The organism is Pseudoroseomonas ludipueritiae (assembly GCF_014490445.1).
Classification (GTDB): Bacteria; Pseudomonadota; Alphaproteobacteria; order Acetobacterales; family Acetobacteraceae; genus Pseudoroseomonas; species Pseudoroseomonas ludipueritiae.
In genome coordinates this window covers 16820-42443 of the sequence record NZ_JACTUZ010000013.1, presented here as the reverse complement: position 1 = coordinate 42443, position 25624 = coordinate 16820, and the positions used below count along the sequence as shown (strand labels likewise).

The following is a 25624-nucleotide window of genomic DNA, read 5'->3' as shown; positions in this document are numbered from 1 at the left end:
CGGTCAGCTCATCCGGGCTGGCCGCACCACCACTTCCAGGTATTCCGAGGGGAGCACCAGGCCCGGGCCGTCATCGAGTTGGCAGCGGGCGATCAGCTCGCCGATGCCTTCCTCCAGCGCCGCCTGCTTCTCCGCATCCAGGGCCAGGAAGGCCTTGTGGACCGGGCCGTAATAGGCGCGGAAGACCTCGATCCAGTGCTCCGCCGAGCGGTAGCGGAAGTTGAAGCGCCGCGTGGCGCTGGTGATGGTGGCGCGGGGAAAAAGCTCGTTCAGCCGCGCCTCCGTGCCCCAAAGCGCCGGGGAGCGGACGCCGGCCGGGGGTGGCAGGAAGCGGCCCAGCAACTGGAACAACTGCCCAACGAAGCTGCCCGGCGTCCAATTGGCCAGGCCGATCCGCCCGCCCGGGCGGCAGACCCGGGCCATTTCCGCCGCCGCCTTTTCCTGGTCCGGGGTGAACATGACGCCGAAGGTGGAAAGCACCACGTCGAAGCTGGCATCGGGGAAGGGCAGGGCCTCGGCATCGGCGGTCTGCACCTGCATGGGCAGATGGTCCGCCTCGGCGCGGAGGCGGGCACGCTCCAGCAGGGCCGGGACATAGTCGGTGCAGGTTACCTCGGCGAAGCGGCGGGCGGCGGCGAGGCTGGCATTGCCATTGCCCCCCGCGACATCGAGCACCTTCTCCCCGCCGCGCAGGTCCACGGCCTCGCAGAGCTGCTCGCCAACGATCTGCAAGGTGGTGCCGATCACGGCATAGTCGCCGGAGGCCCAGTTAGCCTGTTGCTTCTGTTTGATGGCGGAAAGGTCAGGGGGCGAGGAAGGCGTGGAAAGATTCATGGCACGGCTCCCGCTTTTAATTGACTATTCGTAATGGTTGCGCGCGGGACCGGCCGAAGGGAATTCAAACCCTCGTTCACATGGGCGGGGATGCGGGTGGCGGGCTGCCGCCACCGTGGATGCGCCGTTCAGCCCCGGCGGAAGAAGGTGGAGAGCCGTTCCATCGCCTGTTCCGCCAGCCCCGGGGAGATGGCGAAGCAGAGCCGCAGCTTGCCATCCGGGTCCTCGCCGAAGGCGGTGCCGGGGGCGAGGCCGACCTTGGCTTCCCGCAGGATACGGACGGCCAGGGCGCGGCTGTCGGTTTCCCCATCCACCGAGAACATCAGGTAGAAGGAGCCTTCCGGCGGCTGGAGGCGGATGCCCGGGATGGCGCCCAGCCCCTCGCAGAAGATCCGCCGACTTTCCCGGCAGCGGGCCACCATGGTGCGGATGAAGTCGTCGCCCTGATCCAGCGCCGCAACGCAGGCGTACTGGATGAAGGTTGGGATGGAGGTGGTGTTGTACTGGCAGAGGCTGGCGAAGGTCTCGCTCAGCCCTTCCGGCATCACGATCCAGCCCGCGCGCCAGCCCGTCATGGCCCAGTTCTTGGAGAAGGTGTTGGTGACCAGCAGCTTCTCGTCCGGCTCGCAAAGCTCCAGGAAGGAGGGGGCGATGGCGTTGCCGTAGGTGAAGTGGTTGTAGACCTCGTCCGACAGCAGCCAGAGGTCGCGGGCGCGGATCAGGTCGCGCAGCGCGATCATCTCCGCCCTGGGCATGACCCAGCCGGTGGGGTTGGAAGGCGAGCAGATCGCCACCATCCGGGTGCGGGGGGTGATGGCGGCCTCGATATCCGCCAGCTCCAGGCTGAAGCCGCCATCGGCGCCGCGGCGCAGCGGCACCGTGACCGGCACACCGCCGCAGACTGTCACGGTGGCGGCAAGGTTGGGCCAGTGCGGGCCGGGGATGATGACCTCGTCGCCCGGGCTGAGCGTGGCCTGCATGGCCTGCATGATGGCGTTCATGCCGCCGGCGGTGATGGCGAAGCGCTCCGGCGCCACATCCACGCCCCAGTGGCGCTGGTGGTAGTCCGCCAGCGCCTTGCGCAGCCGGGGCAGGCCCTGGGAATAGGTGTAGCGGGTCTGGCCGGCACGCATGGCGGCCTCGGCGGCCTCCACCACGAAGGGCGGCGTCGGCAGGTCTCCCTCGCCGATCCAGAGCTTGATGACCTCGGGGTCCTCCCGCGCCATGTCGGCGATCTCGGCGATCTGGTTCACCGACATGCTCCGCATGCGCGGCGGCAGGGCCTCGTATGGCGGGGTGAGGGCAGGGGTTTCGGCGGCGTCGCTCATGCGGACCTCGGGCAGGACAGCACGATGCATGACGGCGCCGCCGCGCCACCGCAAGGGGTGAAGCCCTTTCAATGCGGGCCTCACTGCGCTAAACGCGCCCGCTCGTATGGCCGGCGTCGAGCGCGCGGGCGTGGTGGAATTGGCAGACACGCTGGATTTAGGTTCCAGTGGCGCAAGCCGTGGGGGTTCAAGTCCCTCCGCCCGCACCATCCAACGCCGCCGGCGGCTTTCGTTAGATTGGTTTCAGGAGCAGGTGTGGCGACGATGCAGGTGACCGAGCAGGCAGCCGAGGGGCTGAAGCGGGGCTTTTCCGTGGTGGTTCCGGCGGCGGATATCGCCGCGGCGCGCGACAAGCGCCTGGCCGCGCTGTCCAAGGACCTCCGCCTTCCGGGCTTCCGCCCCGGCAAGGTGCCGGCTTCCGTGGTGAAGCAGCGCTTCGGCGCGGCGGTGATGGGTGAGGTGCTGGACGAGCAGGTGCAGTCCGCCGCCCGTTCCGTGATCGAGGAGCGCGGCCTGCGCCCCGCGATGCAGCCCAAGATCGACAACCTGAAGTTCGAGGAAGGTTCCGACCTTTCCTTCACCATCGAGCTGGAGCAGCTTCCCGAGATCCCGCTGCCCGATTTCTCCGGCATCGAGCTGGAGAAGCCGGTGACCAAGGTGGGTGACGAGGAAGTCACCAAGGCCATCGAGGGCATCGCCTCCCGCAACCGCCAGATGGAAGACGTCACGGAAGAGCGTGCCGCCGGCCAGGGCGATGTGGTGGTGACCGATTTCGAGGGCCGCCTGGTCGATGAAGCCGCCGAGGGCGGCCTGGCCGAGCCCTTCCAGGGCGGCACGGGCACCGACATGCCGGTCGAGATCGGCGGCGCGGGCTTCATCCCCGGCTTCGCCGAGGGCCTCGAGGGCATCAAGGTCGGCGAGACGCGCGACGTGCGCGTGACCTTCCCGGCCGATTACGGCGCCGCCGAGCTGGCCGGCAAGGAAGCCGTGTTCAAGCTGACCGCCAAGAAGCTGCAGAAGCCGGTTGCCGCCGCGGTGGACGACGACTTCGCCAAGAAGCTGGGCCTTGAGAGCCTGGACGAGCTGAAGAAGCGCATCAGCGAGTCCCTGCAGGGCGAGTACGACCAGATCTCCCGCCTCAACGTGAAGCGGAAGCTGCTGGACGCGCTCTCGGCCCAGGCCTCCTTCGAGGTTCCGGCCGGCATGGTCGATGCCGAGTTCGCCCAGATCTGGCAGCGCGTCGAATCCGACCAGAAGGCCGGCCGCCTGGACGACGAGGACAAGGGCAAGGACGAGGAGACCCTCAAGTCCGAGTACCGCGCCATCGCCGAGCGCCGCATCCGCCTGGGCCTGCTGCTGAGCGAGATCGGCCGCAGCAACAACATCCAGGTGACCAACGAAGAGCTGTCCAATGCCATGCGCCAGGAGGCCCAGCGCTATCCGGGCCAGGAGCGGCAGGTGATCGAGTTCTTCCAGAAGAACCCGCAGGCCATCGAGAACCTGCGCGCCCCGCTCTTCGAGGAGAAGGTGGTGGACTTCATGCTGGAACTGGCCAAGGTCACCGAGAAGGAAGTGCCCGCGGGCGAGCTTTCGGCCGAGCCGGAATCGGCGGCGGCCTGAGGCGAAAGGCCCCGGCGGTGCCGGGGCGGACATGGGCGGGCGGGCCGGGAGCGGGAAACCGTTCCCGGCCCGTCGTCACTTCTGGGGCTCCCCCTCTTTCCCAGTCGGGCTGGCTGTCCCATGTTAACCCTCGACGGTTAGAGTAACGGCGGCGGGGACCGGCGCGGCTGCCAGGGGCAAGGGGCACCTGGGCGGCCCGGTGCCGGTGCCGCCGGGAGAGGATAGACGCATGCGTGACCGCGATCCGGTCGAGGTCTACAACAACACGCTGGTCCCCATGGTCATCGAGCAGACCGCGCGGGGCGAGCGTTCCTTCGATATCTATTCGCGCCTGCTGAAGGAGCGGATCATCTTCCTGACGGGCCCGATCTTCGATCAGGTATCGGCGCTGGTCTGTGCCCAGCTGCTGTTCCTGGAGAGCGAGAACCCCAACAAGGACATCGCCTTCTATATCAACAGCCCGGGTGGCGTGGTGACCGCCGGCCTCGCGATGTACGATACGATGCAGTACATCCGGGCCCCGGTTTCCACCGTCTGCCTCGGCATGGCGGCCTCCGCCGGCTCCCTGCTGCTGACGGCGGGCGAGAAAGGCAAGCGCTTCGCCCTGCCGAACAGCCAGGTGATGATCCACCAGCCTTCCGGCGGCGCCCAGGGCCAGGCGACCGACATCGCCATCCAGGCGCGCGAGATCCTCAAGACGCGCGAGCGCCTGAACAAGATCTACGTGCACCATACCGGCCAGCCGCTGGAGGAAATCGAGCGGAACATGGAGCGCGACACCTACCTCTCCGCCGAGGAGGCCAAGGCTTTCGGCCTCATCGACCAGGTGGTGGAGCAGCGCCCGCCCGCCGTGGCCCCGGCGGCCGAGGCGCCCAAGGCTTGACCAGGCGGCCACCGGCCCGGCACGGGCCCGGCCGGTGGCCGTTCCACTTCCCCCTGGATGACAGGGGGGCTACAGTCCCGTGTAGGTCCGCCGATCCCTTTCCGGCGGGTCAGGAGCGTTCATGAGCAAGTCCGGCGACTCGAAGAACACCCTGTACTGCTCGTTCTGCGGCAAGTCGCAGCACGAGGTGCGCAAGCTCATCGCCGGCCCAACGGTCTTCATCTGCGACGAGTGCGTCGAGCTCTGCATGGATATCATCCGTGAGGAGCATAAGACCCACCTGGTGAAGTCCCGTGACGGGGTGCCGACGCCACGTGAGATTGCCAAGGTCCTCGATGATTACGTGATCGGGCAGGAGCACGCCAAGAAGGTGCTCGCTGTCGCGGTTCATAATCATTACAAGCGTTTGGCGCATGGTGCCAAGGCTGGCGAGGTTGAGATCGCCAAGTCCAACATCATGCTGGTCGGCCCCACCGGCTCGGGCAAGACGCTGCTGGCGCAGACGCTGGCGCGGATTCTCGATGTGCCCTTCACCATGGCCGACGCCACCACGCTGACCGAGGCCGGCTATGTGGGCGAGGATGTGGAGAACATCATCCTCAAGCTGCTGCAGGCCGCCGATTACAACGTGGAGCGGGCGCAGCGCGGCATCGTCTATATCGACGAGGTCGACAAGATCAGCCGCAAGTCCGACAACCCCTCCATCACCCGTGATGTGAGCGGCGAGGGCGTGCAGCAGGCGCTGCTGAAGATCATGGAAGGCACCGTCGCCTCCGTGCCGCCGCAGGGCGGGCGCAAGCATCCGCAGCAGGAATTCCTGCAGGTCGATACCTCGAACATCCTGTTCATCGTGGGCGGGGCCTTTGCCGGCCTTGAGAAGATCATCGCCGCGAAGGGCAAGGGCTCGGGCATCGGCTATGGCGCCGAGGTCCGTGGGCCGGACGAGCGCCGCGCCGGTGCCATCCTGCGCGAGGTGGAGCCCGAGGATCTGCTGAAGTTCGGCCTGATCCCCGAGTTCATCGGCCGTCTGCCTGTCATCGCCACGCTCGAGGATCTCGACGAGAAGGCGCTGATCGAGATCCTGACCAAGCCGAAGAATGCCCTGCTGAAGCAGTACCAGCGGCTGTTCGAGATGGAGGCCACCAAGCTCTCCTTCACGGATGACGCGCTGAAGTCGGTGGCGAATCGCGCGATCCAGCGCAAGACGGGCGCGCGCGGCCTGCGCTCGATCATGGAGAGCATCCTCCTCGGCACGATGTACGATCTGCCGGGCCTGGAGGATGTGAATGAGGTTGTGGTGAATAAGGAGGTGGCCGAAGGCCGTGCCGCCCCATTGTTCATCTATGGTGAACGGGCGGCGGAGCAGTCTTCCGCTTGAGCCGGGGATCCGGCGTCCGGCGCAGGGCAGGCCAGCAATGGCTTGCCCGGCGCGGGCATCGGCCCCATCTCCCGGAAGAACCCGTGGTGACGGGGCCGTGCCGAAACCGGGCGACCCCGTGCCGACTGTCCTGAGTGAGGTCCCCAATGGCGGATAAGAATCCGGAACTGCTGAGCGGCGAGCTTTTGCCTGTGCTGCCGCTGCGCGACATCGTCGTCTTCCCCCACATGATCGTTCCGCTCTTCGTCGGGCGCGAGAAGAGCGTGCGGGCGCTGGAAGCGGTGATGCGTGATGACAAGCAGATCCTGCTGGTTGCCCAGAAGAACGCGGCGCAGGACGACCCTGGCGCGGATGACCTGTATGAAGTCGGCACCGTCTCCACGGTGCTGCAGCTGCTGAAGCTGCCCGATGGCACGGTCAAGGTGCTGGTCGAGGGCGGGCGCCGTGCCCGCGTGACCGGCTTCAAGGAAACCGACCAGTATTTCGAGGCCTTCGCCACTCCGATCGAGGAGAAGGCGGGCGAGGCGCCGGAACTGGAGGCGCTGTCCCGCACCGTGGTCAGCCAGTTCGAGCAGTATATCAAGCTCAACAAGAAGATCGCGCCAGAGGTGCTGGTCTCGATCAATCAGATCGAGGACGCGGCCAAGCTGGCGGATACGGTGGCGAGCCACCTGAACCTGAAGATCAGCGAGAAGCAGGAGCTGCTGGACACGGCCAGTGTCTCGGCGCGGCTTGAGCGTGTCTTCGCCCACATGGAAAGCGAGATCGGCGTTCTCCAGGTGGAGAAGCGCATCCGGAACCGCGTGAAGCGGCAGATGGAGAAGACCCAGCGCGAGTACTACCTGAATGAGCAGATGAAGGCCATTCAGAAGGAGCTGGGCGAAGGCGAGGACGGCAAGGACGAGGCCGCCGAGCTGGAGGAGCGCATCAAGGCCACCAAGCTCTCCCCCGAGGCGCGCGACAAGGCCATGGCCGAGCTGAAGAAGCTGCGGACCATGTCGCCGATGAGCGCCGAGGCGACGGTGGTGCGCAACTACCTCGATTGGATCCTGTCGATCCCCTGGAAGAAGAAGTCCAAGGTCAAGAACGACCTGGACAAGGCCGAGGAGATCCTGGACGCCGACCACTACGGCCTGGACAAGGTCAAGGAGCGCATCCTTGAGTACCTGGCCGTGCAGTCGCGCAGCCCGAAGATCCGCGGCCCGATCCTGTGCCTCGTCGGCCCTCCGGGCGTCGGCAAGACCTCGCTGGGCAAGAGCATCGCCAAGGCCACCAACCGCAATTTCGTGCGGATGAGCCTGGGCGGCGTGCGGGACGAGGCCGAGGTGCGTGGCCACCGGCGGACCTATATCGGCTCCATGCCGGGCAAGGTCATCCAGGGCATGAAGAAGGCCAAGACCTCCAACCCGCTGTTCCTGCTGGACGAGATCGACAAGCTGGGCGCCGACTGGCGCGGTGACCCGTCCTCCGCTCTGCTGGAGGTGCTGGACCCCGAGCAGAACGCGACCTTCGCCGACCACTATCTGGAGGTGGATTACGACCTCTCGGACGTGATGTTCGTGACGACCGCCAACAGCCTGCGCATGCCGCAGCCGCTGCTGGACCGCATGGAGATCATCCGCATCCCCGGCTACACCGAGGATGAGAAGGTGCAGATCGCCCGCCGCCACCTGCTGCCCAAGGTCACCGAGGCCAATGGGCTGAAGGAAGGTGAGTGGAGCGTCTCCGACGACGCGCTGCTGGACCTGGTGCGCTACTACACGCGCGAGGCTGGTGTCCGTAACCTGGAGCGCGAGGTCGGTGGCCTGGCCCGTAAGGCCGTCAAGGAGATCGTCTCCAAGAAGGCCAAGAAGGTCGCGATCAGCCGCAAGAACCTCGACAAGTATGCCGGGGTGCGGAAGTTCTCCTTCGGCGAGACCGAGGCCGAGGACATGGTGGGTGTTGTCACCGGCCTGGCCTGGACCGAGGTGGGCGGCGAGATCCTGACCATTGAATCGGTCATGGTGCCGGGCAAGGGCAAGGTGCAGACCACCGGCAAGCTGGGCGACGTGATGCAGGAAAGCGTCTCGGCCGCACTCAGCTATGTGCGGAGCCGCGCCATTTCCTTCGGCATCAAGCCGACGCTCTTCGACCGGCGCGACATCCACGTGCATGTGCCGGAAGGGGCGACGCCCAAGGACGGCCCTTCCGCCGGCATCGCGATGGCGACCTCCATCGTCTCCGTGCTGACCGGCATCCCGGTTCGCAAGGACGTGGCCATGACGGGTGAGGTCACCCTGCGCGGGCGCGTGCTGCCGATCGGCGGGTTGAAGGAGAAGCTGCTGGCGGCGCTGCGCGCCGGCATCACCACCGCCTTCATCCCGAAGGATAACGAGAAGGATCTGGCCGAGATCCCGGACAACGTGAAGAAGGCCATCAAGATCATTCCCGTGGCCCATGTGGACGAGGTGATTGGCCAGGCCCTGGTGCGCAAGCCGGAGCCGATCGACTGGGTGGAGGCGGAGGAAGTGCCTGCCGGCGCCTCCCAGGCCGCGGCCAGCCCGGCCGCCCTGCCGCACTGATCTTCCCTGCCGGGGCGGGTTCATCCCGCCCCGGTGTGGCTTCCGCGCCAAAGCCCCGCAAAACTCAGGGGCCGCCATAGCCTGGCGTTGACGTGGCAAAATCCCGCTGCCTAGTGTCGGCCCAACGCGAGCCATGCGGTTCGCCGCGATACGGTAAGGATTTGCCCAGTGAACAAGCAGGATCTGGTGGCGGTGGTCGCCGAAACCGGTGAACTCTCCAAGGCCCGTGCGGGTGAGGTGCTGGACGCCGTCTTCGACGCCATCAGCGGCGCCCTGAAGAACAAGGAAGAGGTTCGCCTGGTGGGCTTTGGCACCTTCGCCGTGTCCCATCGCAAGGCCGGCAAGGGGCGTAATCCGCGTACGGGCGAAGAGATTGAGATTGCGGCCACCACCACGGTGCGCTTCAAGCCCGGCAAGGGCCTGAAGGACGAGGTGGCCTGAGGAGAGTTTTGGGCGCTTAGCTCAGCGGTAGAGCGCCTCGTTTACACCGAGGATGCCGGGGGTTCGAATCCCTCAGCGCCCATACCGAATGCGTCTGCGGAACGTTCGCAAAAAAGCGATTTAGGTCCGTTGACAGAGTGGGGCAGGGGCCGTATTTCCCCCTCCACGCCGCAAGCGGGTGTAGCTCAGTTGGTTAGAGCGCCGGCCTGTCACGCCGGAGGTCGCGGGTTCGAGCCCCGTCACTCGCGCCACTGCGGTGTAATTCGAAAGCGCTGCCCTGGGTCTCCAGGGCGGCGCTTTTCGCCTTTCGCCTGTCCGCTTTTCAATGTTTTCCAATGCGCCTCAGGCTATGGCGAATGAAGCGGGGCGGGAGTAATGTCCGCCCCGACGTTGCGCTGCGGGATGCCTGTCAGCGCATTTTGGCTATGTGCTCCCCTGCGCATGGCCTGATGGGCCCCCTGGCCCGAGGGACGGATGCATCATGACCCAGCCCCTGCTGGCGAACTATTTCCCGATCCTGGTCTTCCTGGCGATCGCGGCTGGCATTTCCATCGCGATGGTGGGCGGCAGCATTCTGGCCGCGCGGCAGAAGCCCTATGCGGAGAAACTCTCGACCTACGAATGCGGCTTCGAGCCCTTCGAGGACACGCGTCACCGCTTCGACGTGCGGTTCTACCTGGTCGCGATCCTGTTCATCATCTTCGACCTGGAAGTGGCCTTCCTGTTCCCCTGGGCGGTGACGCTGGGGCAGATCGGCTGGACCGGCTTCCTGTCCATGATGGGCTTCCTCGGCGTTCTGACGGTGGGCTTCATCTATGAGTGGCGCAAGGGCGCCCTGGACTGGGAGTAAGCCGCGATGAACAGCATCAATGATCAGGTGGCGTGGAACCAGCAGGCCCTGCCGCCCGGCCCCGCGCAGGACGCCGTGATCAACAGCGTGACCGGCGAGATCGAGGACAAGGGCTTCGTTGTCGCCAACCTCGACAAGATCGTGAACTGGGCGCGCACGGGCAGCCTGTGGCCCATGACCTTCGGCTTGGCCTGTTGCGCGGTGCCGATGATCCACGCCTATATGGCGCGCTACGACCTTGACCGCTTCGGCGTCATTCCCCGCGGCTCGCCACGGCAGTCGGACGTGATGATCGTGGCCGGCACGCTGACCAACAAGATGGCCCCCGCGCTGCGCAAGGTCTACGACCAGATGGCCGAGCCGCGCTACGTCATCTCCATGGGCAGCTGCGCCAATGGCGGCGGCTATTACCATTACAGCTACAGCGTGGTGCGCGGCTGCGACCGCATCGTGCCGGTGGATGTCTATGTCCCCGGCTGCCCGCCCACGGCCGAGGCTCTGGTCTACGGCATCATGCAGTTGCAGAAGAAGATCCGCCGGACGGGGAGCATCCTCCGTGGCTGAAGACATCTCCACCGAAGTGGCCCAGCCCGCGCCGCTCTCGCCACTGGAACAGCTTGTCGCCGATATCCAGGCCTCGGTCCCGCGGGGCGTCATCTCCCGTGGCCGCGTGCAGCGTGGGGAGGAGGCCGAGATCTTCGCCGCGCGCGAGGCGCTGCCGGCCCTGATGACCATGCTGCGGGACGACCCGCGCTTCGCCTTCGAGCAATGCGTGGACCTCTGCGGCGTGGACCGTCCGGCGCAGGCTGAGCGGTTCGAGGTGGTCTACAACCTCCTCTCGCTTTCCCTGAACCAGCGGGTGCGGGTGATCGTCACCACGACCGCCGAGGCGCCGGTGCCCAGCGTCTCCTCCATCTGGCCCTGCGCCACCTGGTACGAGCGCGAGGCCTGGGACATGTACGGCATCGTCTTCGAGAACCAGAGCGACCTGCGGCGCATCCTGACCGACTATGGCTTCGAGGGGCATCCGCTGCGCAAGGACTTCCCGCTGACCGGCTTCGTCGAGGTCCGTTACGACCCCGAGCGGCAGGCGGTGGTCTATGAACCTGTCCGGCTGCAGCAGGATTTCCGCAATTTCGACTTCCTCTCGCCCTGGGAAGGCATGACCACGCTGCCCGGCGACGAGAAGGTGCATCTGAACCGGATCGCCAGCGAATGAGCGCGAGCACCAACGAGATGCCGGCTTCGACCGAGACGCGTACGGTCGAGATCGACAACCACACGATCAACTTCGGCCCGCAGCACCCGGCCGCGCATGGCGTGCTGCGCCTGATCCTGGAGCTGAAGGGTGAGGTGGTGGAGCGCGCCGATCCGCATATCGGCCTGCTGCACCGTGGCACCGAGAAGCTGATCGAGCACAAGACCTACCTGCAGGCCCTGCCTTACTTCGACCGCCTCGACTACGTGGCGCCGATGTCGCAGGAGCATGCCTTCGCCCTGGCCACCGAGCGGCTGCTGGGCATCGAGGCGCCGATCCGCGCGCAGTATATCCGCGTGATGTTCGCGGAAATCAGCCGCATCCTGAACCATATCCTGAACATCACGACCTATGCGCTGGACGTGGGCGCGACCACGCCGTCGCTCTGGGGCTTCGAGCAGCGCGAGATCCTGCTCGAGATCTACGAGGCGGCGAGCGGCTCGCACTACCACGCCAACTACATCCGCCCCGGTGGCGTGGCGAAGGACATCCCGGCCGGCCTGCTCGAGAAGATCTCCCGCTGGGCGGACCAGTTCCCGAAGTTCGTCGATGACATCGAGCGCCTGCTGACGGGCAACCGCATCTTCAAGCAGCGCACTGTCGATATCGGCATCATGACGACGGAACAGGCGATGGAATGGGGCTTCTCCGGCCCCTGCCTACGCGCCTCCGGCGCCGCCTGGGACCTGCGCCGCAGCCAGCCCTATGACATCTACGACCAGCTCGACTTCGAGATCCCGGTCGGCAGCCATGGCGACTGCTACGAGCGCTACCTTGTCCGTGTCGCGGAGATGCGGGAAAGCCACAAGATGATCCGCCAGTGCATCCAGCAGATGCCCGGCGGGCCCATCAAGATCCAGGACAACAAGATCACGCCGCCGAAGCGCGGCGAGATGAAGCGGTCCATGGAAGCGCTGATCCACCACTTCAAGCTCTACACCGAGGGCTACCACGTGCCGGAAGGCAGCACCTATACGGTGGTGGAAGCGCCCAAGGGCGAGTTTGGCTGCTACCTGGTGGCCGACGGCACCAACAAGCCCTACCGCTGCAAGATCCGTGCGCCCGGCTTCGCGCATCTGCAGGCCATGGATGTGCTGACCAGGGGGCACATGCTGGCCGACGCCGTGTCCGTCATCGGCAGCCTCGATATCGTGTTCGGAGAGATCGACCGGTGAGCGATCCGCATCATCAGGAAGTCACCCACTTCGCCTTCGATGCGGAGAGTGAGGCGCAGATCGAGAAGATCGTCGCGCGCTACCCCGCGGGCAAGCAGGCCAGCGCGGTGATTCCGCTGCTCTATGTCGCGCAGAAGCAGATGGGCCGCCTGACCGGCAGCGCCTGGGTGCCACGCGTGGCCATGGATGCGGTGGCGGTCAAGCTCGGCATGGCGCCGATCCGCGTCTACGAGGTTGCCACCTTCTATTTCATGTTCAACACCAAGCCGATGGGCCGCTTCCATCTGCAGGTCTGCGGCACGACGCCCTGCTGGCTGCGTGGCTCGGACGAGGTGCTGCGCGCCTGCAAGGACGCCGGCCACCTCAAGGGCTATGGCGACACCAGCGAGGACGGGCTCTTCACGCTCTCCGAGGTGGAATGCCTCGGCGCCTGCGTGAACGCGCCGATCCTGCAGGTGGATGATGACTACTACGAGGACCTCGATTACGCCCGCACTGTCGAGCTGATCGAGTCCCTGAAGCGTGGCGAGCGTCCGAGGCCCGGCAGCACCATCGGCCGCCAGACCAGCGCGCCGGAAGGCGGGCCGAACACGCTGCTGGACATCCCGATGAAGGAACCGGCCATCGTGGTGGGCCGGAAGGGGGAGGCGTAACCATGGCGCTGAGCGACAAGGACCGCATCTTCACCAACCTCTACGGGTTGCATCCCTGGAACCTGAAGGACGCGATGCGTCGCGGGAACTGGGACGGCACGGCGGCGATCATCGCCAAGGGCCGGGACTGGATCATCGAGGAGCTGAAGCAGTCCGGCCTGCGTGGCCGTGGCGGCGCCGGCTTCCCGACCGGCATGAAGTGGAGCTTCATGCCCAAGTCCAATCCGGACGGGCGCCCCTCCTACCTCGTCGTGAACTGCGACGAATCCGAGCCGGGCACCTGCAAGGACCGCGACATCATCCGCCACGATCCGCATACGCTGATCGAGGGCTGCCTGATCGCGGGCGTCGGCATGGGCGCCCATGCCGGCTACATCTATGTGCGCGGCGAATACTTCAACGAGCACGTGGTGCTGCAGGCCGCGATCGACGAAGCCTATGAGGCCGGTCTGCTGGGCAAGAACGCCGCCGGCTCCGGCTGGGATTTCGATCTCTACGTCCATCGTGGCGCGGGTGCTTACATCTGCGGCGAGGAAACGGCGCTGATCGAGAGCCTGGAAGGCAAGAAGGGCATGCCGCGCCTGAAGCCGCCCTTCCCGGCGGCGGTGGGCCTTTATGGCTGCCCGACCACGGTCAACAACGTCGAGACCATTGCCGTGGTGCCGGAGATCCTGCGCCGGGGCGCTTCCTGGTTCGCCTCCTTCGGCCGTCCGAAGAACAGCGGCACCAAGGTCTTCTGCATCCAGGGCCATGTGAACAAGCCCTGCAACGTGGAAGCCGAGATGAGCATCCCGATGCGGGAGCTGATCGAGCGTTATGCCGGTGGCGTGCGCGGTGGCTGGGACAACCTGCTGGCCGTGATCCCCGGCGGCTCCTCGACGCCGCTGCTGCCGAAGCACATCTGCGACGACGTGCTGATGGATTTCGACGCGCTGCGCGAGCACAAGTCGGGCCTCGGCACCGCCGGCGTCATCGTCATGGACAAGTCCACGGACCTGATCAAGGCGATCGCGCGGCTGGCGCAGTTCTACAAGCATGAGAGCTGCGGCCAGTGCACGCCGTGCCGCGAGGGCATGGGCTGGCAGAAGCGCCTGATGGACCGCATGGTCGAAGGGCGCGCCGAGGTCTCCGAGATCGATGTGCTGGAAAGCGTCACGCGGCAGATCGAGGGCCACACCATCTGCGCCCTGGCCGATGGTGGCGTCTGGCCGGTGCAGGGGCTGATCCGGCACTTCCGGCCGATGATGGAAGAGCGTATCGCGGCCTACCACGCGAAGAAGAACGGCGGCGCCATGCCGCTGGCGGCGGAGTAACGCCATGGCGAAGGTTACAGTCGACGGGATCGAGGTGGAGGTGCCGAATGGCGCCTCCGTGCTGCAGGCCTGCGAGGCCGCCGGCAAGGAAATCCCCCGCTTCTGCTACCACGAGCGGCTGTCGGTGGCCGGCAACTGCCGCATGTGCCTCGTCGAGGTGGAGAAGGCGCCGAAGCCGGTGGCTTCCTGCGCCTATCCGGTGGCGGATGGCATGAAGGTCTTCACGGACAGCGCGCTGGTGCGGAATGCCCGCCGCAACGTCATGGAATTCCTGCTGATCAACCACCCGCTGGATTGCCCGATCTGCGATCAGGGCGGCGAGTGCGACCTGCAGGACCAGGCCGTGGCCTTTGGTCGTGACGGCAGCCGCTACCGCGAAGGCAAGCGGGCGGTGAAGGACAAGTACCTGGGCCCGCTGGTCAAGACCATCATGACCCGCTGCATCCAGTGCACCCGCTGCGTGCGTTTCGCGACCGAGGTCGCGGGCGTGCCGGAGCTGGGCGCCACCGGCCGCGGCGAGGACATGCAGATCGGCACCTATGTCGAGAAGGCGCTGACCACGGAGCTTTCGGGCAACCTGATCGACGTCTGCCCGGTGGGCGCGCTGACCAGCCGCCCCTATGCCTTCGTGGCCCGGCCCTGGGAGCTGCGGAAGACCGACAGCATCGACGTGCTGGACGCGGTGGGCGTGAACATCCGCGTCGATACCCGTGGCCCGGAAGTGCTGCGCATCCTGCCGCGCACCAATGAGGAAGTGAACGAGGAGTGGATGGCCGACCGTGGCCGCTTCTCCTTCGACGGCCTCAAGCGCAAGCGGCTGGACCGCCCCTGGATCCGCCAGGATGGCAAGCTGCGCCCGGCGAGCTGGCAGGAAGCGCTGGAGCATATCGCGGCCAAGCTGAAGGGCATGCCCGGCGACCGCATCGGCGCCGTGGCCGGCGATCTGGTGGATGCCGAAAGCGCCTTCGCGCTGAAGTCCCTGATGGCCGCGCTGGGTTCGCAGAACCTGGACTGCCGCCAGGACGGCGCCAAGATCGATGGCACGCGGCGCGAGCACTACCTGTTCAATTCCGGCATCGCCGGGATCGACGAGGCGGATGCACTGCTGATCATCGGCAGCAACCCGCGCAAGGAAGCGCCGGTGCTGAATGCCCGCATCCGCAAGAAGTGGGCCTCCGGCACGCTGGCGGTGGCGCATATCGGCCCGCGTGACATCGAGCTGACCTACAATGCCGAGCATCTGGGCGAGGAGGCTTCCGTCCTCAACGCCCTGCTGGACGGCAGCCATGCCTTCGCCAAGGTGCTGGGCGAGGCCAAGCGGCCGATGATCATCCTCGGCCGTGGCGCCGTGGCGCGCGAGGATGGCGCGGCGGTGCTGGCGGCGGCCTGGGCCCTGGCCAACCAGGTCGGCGCGCTGACGCCGGATTGGAACGGCTTCAACATGCTGCACCTGTTCGGTGGGCAGGTTGGCGCGCTCGATGCCGGCTTCCTGCCGGGCGAGGGCGGCCAGGACCTGGCCGGCATGCTGAGCGGCGGCGTGGATGCGCTGTGGCTGCTGGGCGCGGACGGGTTCGAGCCCGCCTTCATCGCCCCCGGCACCTTCGTGGTCTACCAGGGCCATCACGGCGACCGCGCGGCCTCCCGCGCCGATGTCATCCTGCCCGGCGCGGCTTACACCGAGAAGGACGGCACCTACGTCAATACCGAGGGGCGCGTGCAGCGCGGCCGCCTGGCCGTCTTCCCGCCCGGCGAGGCGAAGGAGGACTGGCGCATCATCCGCGCGGCGGGTGCTGCGCTGGGTGTGGACCTGCCCTTCAACACGCTGGAAGACGTGCGTGCCGGCATGGTGGCCGCCAACCCGGTCTTCGGGCTGCTGGATGGCCGCATCGCCGGTGGCGCCACAAATACCCGTGGCCCGTTGGCCGGTGGCACCCTCAGCGATGTGGCCTTCAAGCCGGCGATCACCGATTACTGGCAGGCGGACAGCATCAGCCGCGCCTCCGAGGTGATGGCCGAGTGCAGCCGCATCTACAACGCGCCCCCTGTGGCGCAGGCGGCGGAGTAAGGACCGATGGAAGCCTTCCTCAATTCCTCCATCGGCATCCTGGCCATCACGGTCGCCCAGACCCTGGCGGTGCTGGTGCCGCTGCTGATCGCCGTCGCCTACATGACCTATGCCGAGCGCAAGATCATGGCGGCGATGCAGATGCGCGTCGGCCCGAACGTGGTGGGGCCCTTCGGCCTGCTGCAGCCCTTCGCGGATGCCGCGAAGATGCTGCTGAAGGAAACCATCATCCCCTCCGGCGCCAACCGGGCGCTGTTCATCTTTGCGCCGATGCTCACCTTCATCCTGGCGATGATCGCCTGGGCGGTGATCCCGGTAAACGAGGGCTGGGCCATCGCCGACATCAATGTCGGCATCCTCTATCTCTTCGCCATCAGCTCGCTGGGTGTCTACGGCATCATCATCGCGGGCTGGGCCTCGAACTCGAAGTATGCCTTCCTGGGCGCGCTGCGCTCGGCGGCGCAGATGGTGTCCTACGAAGTCTCGATGGGCTTCGTGATCGTGACGGTGCTGCTCTGCGTCGGTTCGCTGAACCTGACGGAGATCGTGCTGGCGCAGAAGACGGTGTGGTTCTTCATCCCGCTCTTCCCGATGTTCATCATCTTCTTCATCTCGACGCTGGCCGAGACCAACCGCCCGCCCTTCGACCTGGCGGAAGGCGAGTCCGAGCTGGTGGCCGGCTTCATGGTGGAATATTCCTCCATGACCTACGCCCTGTTCTTCCTGGGCGAATACGCCAACATGTTCCTGATGTCGGCGATGACGACCACCCTCTTCCTGGGTGGCTGGCTGCCGCCGGTGGACATCGCGCCCTTCAACTGGGTGCCGGGGCCGCTCTGGTTCATCCTGAAGGTGTGCCTCTGCATGTTCACCTTCGTCTGGGTGCGCGCGACCTTCCCGCGCTACCGCTATGACCAGCTGATGCGCCTGGGCTGGAAGGTTTTCCTGCCGATCAGCCTGGTGTGGCTGGTGCTCACGGCCTTCGTGCTGAAGCTCGCCGGGTGGCTGCCGGCATGATCGTGGAAATTTTGAACACGGGACGCGCGGGCTGCCCCCGCGCGGCGAGGTGAGAGATGGCGACGCTGGACCGCGCGGCCTATAGCCTGCTGCTGACCGAACTGGTCTCCGGCATGGCGCTGACGCTGAAGTATTTCTTCTCGCGCAAGGCCACGATCAAGTATCCCTACGAGAAGCTGCCGCTGTCCCCGCGCTTCAAGGGTGAGCACGCGCTGCGCCGCTACCCCAACGGGGAAGAGCGCTGCATCGCCTGCAAGCTGTGCGAGGCCGTCTGCCCCGCGCTGGCCATCACCATCGAGGCCGAGCCGCGCGAGGACGGCAGCCGCCGCACCACGCGCTACGACATCGACATGACGAAGTGCATCTATTGCGGCATGTGCGAGGAAGCCTGCCCGGTGGATGCCATCGTCGAGGGGCCGAACCTCGAATTCTCGACCGAGACGCGCGAAGAGCTGCTCTACAACAAGGAGAAGCTGCTCGCGAACGGCGACCGGTGGGAACCCGAGCTGGCGAAGCGTCTGGAACTGGACGCCCCCTACCGCTGATCACGAGGCGGGAAGGGGTGGCCGCGCCCTTCCGCCGCAAGAGCCCTCGCGGCCCCGCCCCCCTGCTCGGGCGGCTCTCTGTTTTTTCTGGAACGGTGCCATGACGCTGCAACAGCGCGGGGGTGGGGTGCGATGATCGCAACGCTTGCCTTCTATGTCTTCGCGTTCATCCTGATCGCCAGCGCGGTCATGGTTGTGACCAGCCGCAACCCCGTCCACAGCGTGCTGTACCTGATCCTGGCCTTCATGAACGCCGCCGCGCTGTTCCTGATCGCCGGGGCAGAGTTCCTCGCCATGATCCTGGCCATCGTCTACGTTGGCGCGGTCGCGGTGCTCTTCCTCTTCGTGGTCATGATGCTGGACATCGACTTCGCGCAGCTGCGCGCGGGCTTCCAGCGCTACCTGCCATTCGGGGCGATCATCGGCGGCATCCTGTTCCTGGAGCTGCTCTTCGTCTTCGGTTCCTGGCAGTTCGCCGAGGATGCGGGCTCGCTGCGGCTGAACGCCATGCCCGCGGCCGCGGATGGCGTGACCAATACCGAAGCCATCGGCCGCATCCTCTATACGGACTACATCTTCCTCTTCCAGGGCTCGGGCCTGATCCTGCTGGTGGCCATGATCGGTGCCATCGTGCTGACGCTGCGCGAGAAGGCGCCGAACAGCCGGCGGCAGAACATCGCCGTGCAGGTGGCGCGTGCCGAGGCCGTGCCGCTGGAGAATGTCCCGGCCCGCACGGGCCTGGGCGTGCTGGGCATCAAGCGCCGGCCGCTGCCGGAAGCAGCGAAGCCCAAGGCGGTGGCGCATGACGACCACGGCCACCATGGCGGGGGGCACCACTGAGATGAGCATCGGTCTCGGGCACTACCTGACGGTCAGTGCCATCCTTTTCGTCCTCGGCATCCTGGGCATCTTCCTCAACCGGAAGAACGTCATCGTCATCCTGATGTCGGTCGAGCTGATCCTGCTGGCGGTGAACCTGAACTTCGTGGCCTTCTCCGCCGCGCTGCAGGACATGACGGGGCAGATCTTCACCATGTTCGTGCTGACGGTCGCGGCCGCCGAGGCGGCGATCGGCCTGGCCATCCTGGTGATCTACTTCCGCAACCGCGGCAGCATCGCGGTGGACGACGTGTCCACGCTGAAGGGCTAGGCGCATGTATCTCGGTGCCATCTTCTTTCCGCTGATCGGCTCGCTGATCACCGGCCTCTTCGGCCGGCTGATCGGTGACAAGCCGGCGCAGTGGATCGGCGTCTTCTTCATGGCGCTCTCCGCCATCTGCGGCGCCGTCAACTTCTTCAACGTGGCGCTCGGCCATGCGCCGGCCATGGTCGATCTGGGCACCTGGATCGACGTGGGCGGGCTGCAGGTCTCCTGGGCGCTGCGCTACGACACGATCGCCGCGGCGATGGTGGCCATGGTCACGCTGATCTCGACCATGATCCACATCTATTCCGTGGGCTACATGTCCCACGACGCGACGCCGACGCGCTTCTTCTCCTACCTCTCGCTCTTCACCTTCATGATGCTCATGCTGGTGACGGCCGATAACCTGGCGCAGCTCTTCTTCGGCTGGGAAGGCATCGGCCTCGCGAGCTACCTGCTCATCGGCTACTGGTATGAGCGGGAAAGCGCCAACCGCGCGGCGATGAAGGCCTTCATCGTGAACCGCGTGGGCGACCTGTTCTTCATGATGGGCATGGCGCTGACCTTCTGGACCTTCGGCACCATCGAGTTCGACGGCATCTTCCAGGGTGTCGCGGCGGCGCAGGACAAGACCATCGGTGGCATTCCGGCCATCGAGCTGATCGCCTTCCTGCTCTTCGGCGGCGCCATGGGCAAGTCGGCGCAGATCGGCCTGCACACCTGGCTGCCGGACGCCATGGAGGGCCCGACGCCGGTTTCCGCGCTGATCCATGCGGCAACGCTGGTGACGGCGGGCGTCTTCCTGATGGCGCGCATGTCGCCCGTCATCGAATACGCGCCGAACGCGCTGGGCTTCATCACCTTCATCGGCGCCACCACGGCCTTCTTCGCGGCGACGATCGGCTGCGTGCAGAACGATATCAAGCGCGTCATCGCTTATTCGACCTGCTCGCAGCTCGGCTACATGTTCTTCGCCGTGGGGGTCGGCGCCTATCAGGGCGCCATCTTCCACCTCATCACCCATGCCTTCTTCAAGGCGCTGCTCTTCCTATCGGCCGGCTCCGTGATCCACGCGATGTCGGACGAGCAGGACATCCGCAAGATGGGTGGCATCTGGCGCAAGATCCCGCTGACCTACGCGATGTTCTGGATCGGCAGCCTGGCGCTGGCGGGCATCCCCTTCTTCGCCGGCTATTATTCCAAGGACTTCGTGCTGGAGGCGGCCTATGCCGGCCACGGCTGGACCGCGAGCTATGCCTTCGTCATGGGCATGATCGCGGCGCTGCTGACGGCCTTCTATTCCTGGCGCCTGATCATCATGACCTTCCACGGCACCCCGCGCGCCGACCATCACGTGATGGAGCATGTGCACGAGAGCCCGGCGGTCATGACCCTGCCGCTGATCGTGCTCTCCCTCGGCGCGCTCTTCGCCGGCGCGCTGCTGGTCGAGTATTTCGTGGGCCACGACTGGATGGCCTTCTGGAACGGCTCCATCGTCAACCAGCCCAACAACCACATCATGCACGACGCGCATGAGGTGCCGAGCTGGGTGCCGCTGGCGCCGACCGTGGCGGGCGTGGTCGGCATCGCGGTGGGCTACATCTTCTATATGTTCGTCCCCGCCATCCCGGGCCGGCTGGCCGCCAGCTTCCCGGGCCTGTACCGCTTCCTGCTGAACAAGTGGTATTTCGACGAGCTGTACGACGCCATCTTCGTGCAGCCCGCCCGCAAGCTCGCCTTCTGGCTGTGGAAGGTGGGCGATGCCAAGGTGATCGACGGCATGCCCAATGGCGCCGCCGCCCTGACCGCGAGTGCCGCGGGCCGGGTGACGCGCTTCCAGACCGGACGCGTGGCGAACTACGCCTTCACCATGATCATCGGGCTCGTCCTCTTCGTCAGCATCTTCCTGTTCGGGATCGGCCGATGAACGCCGCAGGCTTTCCCCTGCTCTCGCTGCTCACCTTCCTGCCGCTGGTGGGCGCGGGCATCCTCCTCTTCATCCGGGGGGAGGAGGCGGTTGTCGCCTCCAACGCCCGCTGGACCGCGCTCTGGACCAGCCTGATCGTCTTCGGGCTGTCGCTGATCCTGTGGTTCAGCTTCGACAAGACCACCGCGGACTACCAGTTCGTCGAGCAGATGACCTGGATGCCGGAATTCGGCCTGGGCTATCACCTCGGCGTGGATGGCATCTCGGTGCTGTTCGTGCTGCTCTCGACCCTGCTGACGCCGATCTGCATCCTGGCTTCCTGGGAGTCGGTGCAGACCCGGGTGCGCGAATACATGATCGCGTTCCTGGTGCTCGAGACGATGATGATCGGCATGTTCGCCTCGCTCGACATGCTGATGTTCTACATCTTCTTCGAGGGCGTGCTGGTGCCGATGTTCCTCATCATCGGTGTCTGGGGCGGCGCGCGGCGCGTCTATGCCGCCTACAAGCTCTTTCTCTACACGCTGCTCGGCTCGCTGCTGATGCTGCTGGCGATCCTGACGCTCTGGTACATGGCGGGCACCACCTCCATCCCCGAGCTGATGAAGCTGCAGATCCCGCGCAACATGCAGATCTGGATGTTCCTGGCCTTCTTCGCCTCCTTCGCCGTGAAGGTGCCGATGTGGCCGGTGCATACCTGGCTGCCGGACGCGCACGTCGAGGCGCCGACGGCGGGCTCGGTCATCCTGGCCGGCGTGCTGCTGAAGATGGGCGGCTACGGCTTCCTGCGCTTCTCCGTGCCGCTGCTGCCGGAAGCGACGGAATGGTTCGCGCCGCTGATCTTCGCGCTCTCCATCATCGCCGTCATCTACACCTCGCTGGTGGCGATGGCGCAGGAAGACATGAAGAAGCTGATCGCCTATTCGTCCGTGGCCCACATGGGCATCGTGACGCTGGGCATCTTCGTGCTGAACCACCAGGGCCTGTCGGGCGCCATCTTTCAGATGCTGTCGCACGGCATCGTCTCGGGGGCGCTCTTCCTCTGCGTCGGCGTGGTCTATGACCGCGTCCATTCGCGCGAGATCGCCCGCTACGGCGGCGTGGCCAAGGTCATGCCGGTCTATGCGGTGCTCTTCATGGGCTTCACCATGGCTTCCGTCGCCCTGCCGGGCACGGCGGGCTTCCCGGGTGAGTTCCTGGTGCTCGTCGGCGCCTGGCAGGTGAACCCCTGGGTCGCCTTCTTCGCCGGCTTCTCCATGATCCTGGGCGCCTGCTACATGCTGTGGCTCTACCGCCGCGTGCTGTTCAGCCGCATTAGCAAGGACGAGATCAAGCACCTGCTGGACCTCTCCCCGCGTGAGTGGCTGACCTTCGCCCCGCTGGTGGTGCTGACGCTGTGGATGGGCCTCTACCCGTCCTCCTTTACCTCCTTCTTCGATGCCAGCGTCACGGCGCTGCTGGCGCGGCACGAAGCCGCGCTGGCCCTGCCGCGCCTGGCGGGGATGTGACCATGGATAGCTGGACCCTCATCCTTCCCGAGCTGGTGCTGGCCGTGGCCGGCCTGCTGGTGCTCGCCGCCGGCGTGATCCCGAAGCGGGACACCAGCTACGCCGTGAACATGGCCGTGCTGGGCTCCTTCCTGCTGGCGGCCGTGCTGGTGATGATGCAGCCGGAAGGCACCGCCTATGCCGGCCAGTATGTCGCGGACAGCTTCACCAAGTTCACCAAGCTGCTGGTGATCGCCGGCGCGGCGCTCGGCCTGCTGTTGGCGCTGGACTGGAACGTCAAGCAGAACCTGGCGAAGTTCGAATACCCGGTGCTGCTGCTGCTGAGCACGGTGGGCATGATGATCATGCTCTCCGCCAACGACCTGATGGCGCTCTATATCGGGCTGGAGCTGCTCTCGCTCTCGCTCTACGTCGTGGCGGCCTTCGACCGCGACAATGCGCGCTCCACGGAAGCGGGCCTCAAGTACTTCGTGCTGGGCGCCCTGGCCTCGGGCTTGCTGCTCTATGGCTCCAGCCTGATCTACGGCTTCACCGGCTCCACCAACTTCGACCGCATCGCGGACGCGGTGGCGGCCACCGAGGGCGTGCCCTTCGGCCTGGTGGTGGGCCTGGTCTTCGTGCTGGCGGCGCTGGCCTTCAAGGTCTCCGCCGTGCCCTTCCACATGTGGACGCCGGATGTCTACGAAGGCGCGCCGACCCCGGTGACGGCCTTCTTCGCCTCCGCGCCCAAGGTGGCGGCCATCGGCCTGCTCACCCGCGTCGCCGCCGGCCCCTTCGGGGACCTCGCGGACCAGTGGCAGCAGGTGATCATCCTCTGCTCCCTGGGCTCGATGATCCTGGGCTCGCTGGCCGCCATCGGCCAGAAGAACATCAAGCGCCTGATGGCCTATTCCTCCATCGGCCATGTCGGCTACGCGCTGATGGGCCTGGCGGTGGGCAGCGGGCTCGGCGTGCGCGCCTTGCTGCTCTACATGGCCATCTACCTCTTCACCAATGTCGGCGCCTTCGCCGTGCTGGCGGCCATGCGCCGCCAGGGCCGGTCGCTGGAAGGCGTGGATGACCTGGCGGGCGTCGGCCGCACCGACCCGGCCATGGCCCTGGCCATGACCATCTTCATGTTCTCCATGGCCGGCATCCCGCCCATGGCGGGCTTCTTCGGCAAGTACTTCGTCATCGGCGCCGCCATCCAGGGTGGCTACATGACGCTGGCCGTGGTGGGCGTGCTGACCTCGGCCATCTCGGCCTACTACTACCTGCGCGTCATCAAGGTGATGTGGTTCGACAATGGTGTGGGCGCGCTGGACGCGCGGCCGGCCAGCCTATCCGTCGTCATGGCGGGCACGGGCCTCTTCACGGTCTTCTTCTTCGCCTTCCCGGCGCCCTTCCTGGCCGCCGCCCAGGCTGCGGTCGCGGCGCTGGTTGGGTGACGACGGCTGCTGGATGGCGGCTCGCCATCCATGAGGAACTGGCCAGCACGCAGGATGTCGTGCTGGCCGCCGCCGAAGCCGGCGAGCCCGAGCGGCTCGCCGTGCTGGCCCGCCGGCAGAGCGCCGGGCGTGGCACCCAGGGCCGGGCATGGTCCTCGCCTTCGGGCAATCTCTTTCTCTCCCTGCTGCTGCGCCCTGGAGGGCCGGCGCGCGCCCTGCCGCAATGGAGCCTGCTGGCCGGTGTCGCCCTGGCCGATGCGGCGGCCGCCGTGCTGCCGCCGGGCGCCGAACTGCGCCTGAAATGGCCCAATGACCTGCTGCTGGGCGGCGCCAAATGCGCCGGCATCCTTTGCCAGGGTGGCGTCGATACGGCGGGGAACATCGGCTGGGTGGTCTTCGGCATCGGCGTCAACCTGGCCGTGGCGCCCGCGCTGCCCGACCGCCTCACCGCCACCCTGGCGCAGCCCGGTGCCCTGCCGCCGGAGCCGGTGGCCTTTGCCCAAAGCCTGATGGCCACGATCGATCTCTGGCGTGGCCGGGGGCTGGAGGCGGTGCGGGACGCCTGGCTGGCCCGTGGCCCGATGCTGGACACGCCGCTGTTGCTGCGCCAGGGCGACACGGCGCGCGAGGGGTGCTTCGCCGGGCTGGACCAGGATGGCCGCCTGCTGCTGGCAACCCCATCCGGGGTGGTGCCGGTATCGGCAGGGGAATTACTGGGCTGAATGCACGGCGGAACCGCCGCAATTGCAACGCGCCGCCGGGTCCGCGGGTTAACCACAACCCCCAAGGGAGGGGAAAGCATGCTGCTCGCCGTTGATGCAGGCAACACCAACGTCGTCTTCGCCATTCATGACGGCACGGAATGGCGCGGCCGCTGGCGCATCGCCACGCGCGCCGACCGGACCAGCGACGAATACGCGGTCTGGCTGCTGGCGCTGCTGGGCCATGTCGGCATCCGCCCCATCGAGATCGAGCGCTGCGTCATCGGCACCGTGGTGCCGGCCGCCCTCTACAACCTGCGCCGCCTCTGCCGCGAATGGTTCTCCTGCGAGCCGCTGGTGGCGCGCGCGCCACTGGACTGGGGCTTCCCCATCCGGGTGGACAACCCTGAGGAGGTGGGTGCCGACCGCCTGCTGAACGCCCTGGCGGCGCATCACCACTACAAGGGCCCGCTGGTTGTGATCGATTTCGGCACCGCCACCACCTTCGACGTGGTGGACAAGGACGGCGCCTATCTGGGCGGCCTCATCGCTCCCGGCATCAGCCTGTCCATCGAGGCGCTGCACCGCGCCGCGGCCCGGCTTCCGCGCATCGGCATAGGCCGTCCCCAATCCGTGATCGGCCGCTCCACGGTTCCGGCGATGCAATCGGGCATCTTCTGGGGCTATGTGGGTCTGGTGGAAGGCATCGTCACCCGGATCCGCGCCGAATTTGGCGCCCCGCTCAAGGCTATCGGCACAGGCGGCCTCGCCCCTCTGCTGGCCGAGGGCACAACGGTGATGGATTTTACCGACCCTGATATCACGCTGGAGGGGCTCCGCCTGTTGGCGGATCGCAACCCCATCCCCATTTTTCATCGCACGAGTTTGCCCGATATCCGGGCCGAGACTGATTGAGATGCGCCGTGGAAGCCGCGCCCGCACGGAGGCGTACCCGCAGCCATCCCGCCCAGACCGTAAGAATCGAATAACACTGAC

The 25624-nt window shown here is 66.4% G+C and carries 23 protein-coding genes and 3 tRNA genes; 24 read left to right on the top strand and 2 right to left on the bottom strand.

Going from position 1 to position 25624, the window contains the following annotated elements; translation table 11 throughout:
* Positions 1-3: 3 nt before the first annotated feature.
* Positions 4-834, bottom strand: coding sequence for a class I SAM-dependent methyltransferase (locus IBL25_RS05935; RefSeq protein WP_187777632.1), 831 nt, complete (start codon positions 832-834; stop codon positions 4-6).
* A gap of 128 nt (positions 835-962) precedes the next feature.
* Positions 963-2192, bottom strand: coding sequence for a pyridoxal phosphate-dependent aminotransferase (locus IBL25_RS05930; RefSeq protein WP_238940245.1), 1230 nt, complete (start codon positions 2190-2192; stop codon positions 963-965).
* Positions 2193-2286: 94 nt separating this feature from the next.
* On the opposite strand from IBL25_RS05930, the gene IBL25_RS05925 reads away from it, so the two are divergent.
* The 24 genes from IBL25_RS05925 to IBL25_RS05810 all read left to right on the top strand — a co-directional run bounded on the left by IBL25_RS05925 (position 2287) and on the right by IBL25_RS05810 (position 25543).
* Positions 2287-2371: transfer RNA gene (locus IBL25_RS05925), tRNA-Leu, on the top strand.
* A 55-nt stretch (positions 2372-2426) separates the two neighbouring features.
* On the top strand, positions 2427-3782 hold the full coding sequence (gene tig, locus IBL25_RS05920) for a trigger factor (protein ID WP_187777650.1): 1356 nt from the start codon (positions 2427-2429) through the stop codon (positions 3780-3782).
* A gap of 229 nt (positions 3783-4011) precedes the next feature.
* A complete protein-coding gene (gene clpP, locus IBL25_RS05915) occupies positions 4012-4665 on the top strand; it encodes an ATP-dependent Clp endopeptidase proteolytic subunit ClpP (protein ID WP_238940244.1) in 654 nt (217 codons plus the stop codon).
* Between the two features lie 121 nt (positions 4666-4786).
* A complete protein-coding gene (gene clpX / locus IBL25_RS05910) occupies positions 4787-6043 on the top strand; it encodes an ATP-dependent Clp protease ATP-binding subunit ClpX (protein WP_187777631.1) in 1257 nt (418 codons plus the stop codon).
* 146 nt (positions 6044-6189) lie between these two features.
* Entirely contained in the window at positions 6190-8604 is a 2415-nt protein-coding gene (gene lon, locus IBL25_RS05905) for an endopeptidase La (protein WP_187777630.1), read from the top strand.
* Between the two features lie 168 nt (positions 8605-8772).
* Positions 8773-9045, top strand: a complete 273-nt coding sequence (locus tag IBL25_RS05900; protein ID WP_187777629.1) for an HU family DNA-binding protein — start codon at positions 8773-8775, stop codon at positions 9043-9045.
* 10 nt (positions 9046-9055) lie between these two features.
* Positions 9056-9127, top strand: a tRNA-Val gene (locus IBL25_RS05895).
* A 92-nt stretch (positions 9128-9219) separates the two neighbouring features.
* Positions 9220-9296, top strand: a tRNA-Asp gene (locus tag IBL25_RS05890).
* Positions 9297-9526: 230 nt separating this feature from the next.
* Positions 9527-9895 carry an NADH-quinone oxidoreductase subunit A gene (locus IBL25_RS05885; RefSeq protein ID WP_120637048.1) on the top strand — a complete coding sequence of 123 codons (369 nt, stop codon included), beginning with the start codon at positions 9527-9529 and terminating at the stop codon, positions 9893-9895.
* A gap of 6 nt (positions 9896-9901) precedes the next feature.
* Positions 9902-10459, top strand: a complete 558-nt coding sequence (locus IBL25_RS05880) for a NuoB/complex I 20 kDa subunit family protein (protein WP_187777628.1) — start codon at positions 9902-9904, stop codon at positions 10457-10459.
* Entirely contained in the window at positions 10452-11114 is a 663-nt protein-coding gene (locus IBL25_RS05875; RefSeq protein ID WP_187777627.1) for an NADH-quinone oxidoreductase subunit C, read from the top strand. The genes IBL25_RS05880 and IBL25_RS05875 overlap by 8 nt, the downstream gene beginning before the upstream one ends.
* The gene (locus IBL25_RS05870) at positions 11111-12328 is read left to right on the top strand and encodes an NADH-quinone oxidoreductase subunit D (protein ID WP_187777626.1); all 1218 of its coding nucleotides are present in this window, start codon (positions 11111-11113) and stop codon (positions 12326-12328) included. The genes IBL25_RS05875 and IBL25_RS05870 overlap by 4 nt, the downstream gene beginning before the upstream one ends.
* Complete coding sequence (locus tag IBL25_RS05865; protein ID WP_187777625.1) at positions 12325-12981, top strand: complex I 24 kDa subunit family protein; 657 nt, start codon at positions 12325-12327, stop codon at positions 12979-12981. Before IBL25_RS05870 ends, IBL25_RS05865 begins: the two co-directional genes overlap by 4 nt.
* Positions 12982-12983: 2 nt before the next feature.
* Complete coding sequence (nuoF, locus tag IBL25_RS05860) at positions 12984-14294, top strand: NADH-quinone oxidoreductase subunit NuoF (RefSeq protein WP_187777624.1); 1311 nt, start codon at positions 12984-12986, stop codon at positions 14292-14294.
* 4 nt (positions 14295-14298) lie between these two features.
* Positions 14299-16359 carry an NADH-quinone oxidoreductase subunit NuoG gene (gene nuoG / locus IBL25_RS05855; RefSeq protein ID WP_187777623.1) on the top strand — a complete coding sequence of 687 codons (2061 nt, stop codon included), beginning with the start codon at positions 14299-14301 and terminating at the stop codon, positions 16357-16359.
* 6 nt (positions 16360-16365) lie between these two features.
* Positions 16366-17376, top strand: coding sequence for an NADH-quinone oxidoreductase subunit NuoH (gene nuoH / locus IBL25_RS05850; RefSeq protein WP_187777622.1), 1011 nt, complete (start codon positions 16366-16368; stop codon positions 17374-17376).
* A 56-nt stretch (positions 17377-17432) separates the two neighbouring features.
* Entirely contained in the window at positions 17433-17921 is a 489-nt protein-coding gene (nuoI, locus tag IBL25_RS05845; RefSeq protein ID WP_187777621.1) for an NADH-quinone oxidoreductase subunit NuoI, read from the top strand.
* 132 nt (positions 17922-18053) lie between these two features.
* Positions 18054-18761, top strand: a complete 708-nt coding sequence (locus tag IBL25_RS05840) for an NADH-quinone oxidoreductase subunit J (protein WP_187777620.1) — start codon at positions 18054-18056, stop codon at positions 18759-18761.
* Entirely contained in the window at positions 18724-19071 is a 348-nt protein-coding gene (nuoK, locus tag IBL25_RS05835) for an NADH-quinone oxidoreductase subunit NuoK (protein WP_456315856.1), read from the top strand. The genes IBL25_RS05840 and nuoK overlap by 38 nt, the downstream gene beginning before the upstream one ends.
* A 4-nt stretch (positions 19072-19075) precedes the next feature.
* A complete protein-coding gene (gene nuoL, locus IBL25_RS05830) occupies positions 19076-20992 on the top strand; it encodes an NADH-quinone oxidoreductase subunit L (protein WP_187777619.1) in 1917 nt (638 codons plus the stop codon).
* Positions 20989-22500, top strand: a complete 1512-nt coding sequence (locus IBL25_RS05825; RefSeq protein WP_187777618.1) for an NADH-quinone oxidoreductase subunit M — start codon at positions 20989-20991, stop codon at positions 22498-22500. Before nuoL ends, IBL25_RS05825 begins: the two co-directional genes overlap by 4 nt.
* Before the next feature lie 2 nt (positions 22501-22502).
* Entirely contained in the window at positions 22503-23927 is a 1425-nt protein-coding gene (gene nuoN, locus IBL25_RS05820) for an NADH-quinone oxidoreductase subunit NuoN (protein ID WP_187777617.1), read from the top strand.
* On the top strand, positions 23924-24649 hold the full coding sequence (locus tag IBL25_RS05815) for a biotin--[acetyl-CoA-carboxylase] ligase (protein WP_187777616.1): 726 nt from the start codon (positions 23924-23926) through the stop codon (positions 24647-24649). Before nuoN ends, IBL25_RS05815 begins: the two co-directional genes overlap by 4 nt.
* Before the next feature lie 78 nt (positions 24650-24727).
* A complete protein-coding gene (locus IBL25_RS05810) occupies positions 24728-25543 on the top strand; it encodes a type III pantothenate kinase (protein WP_187777615.1) in 816 nt (271 codons plus the stop codon).
* Positions 25544-25624: the final 81 nt, after the last annotated feature.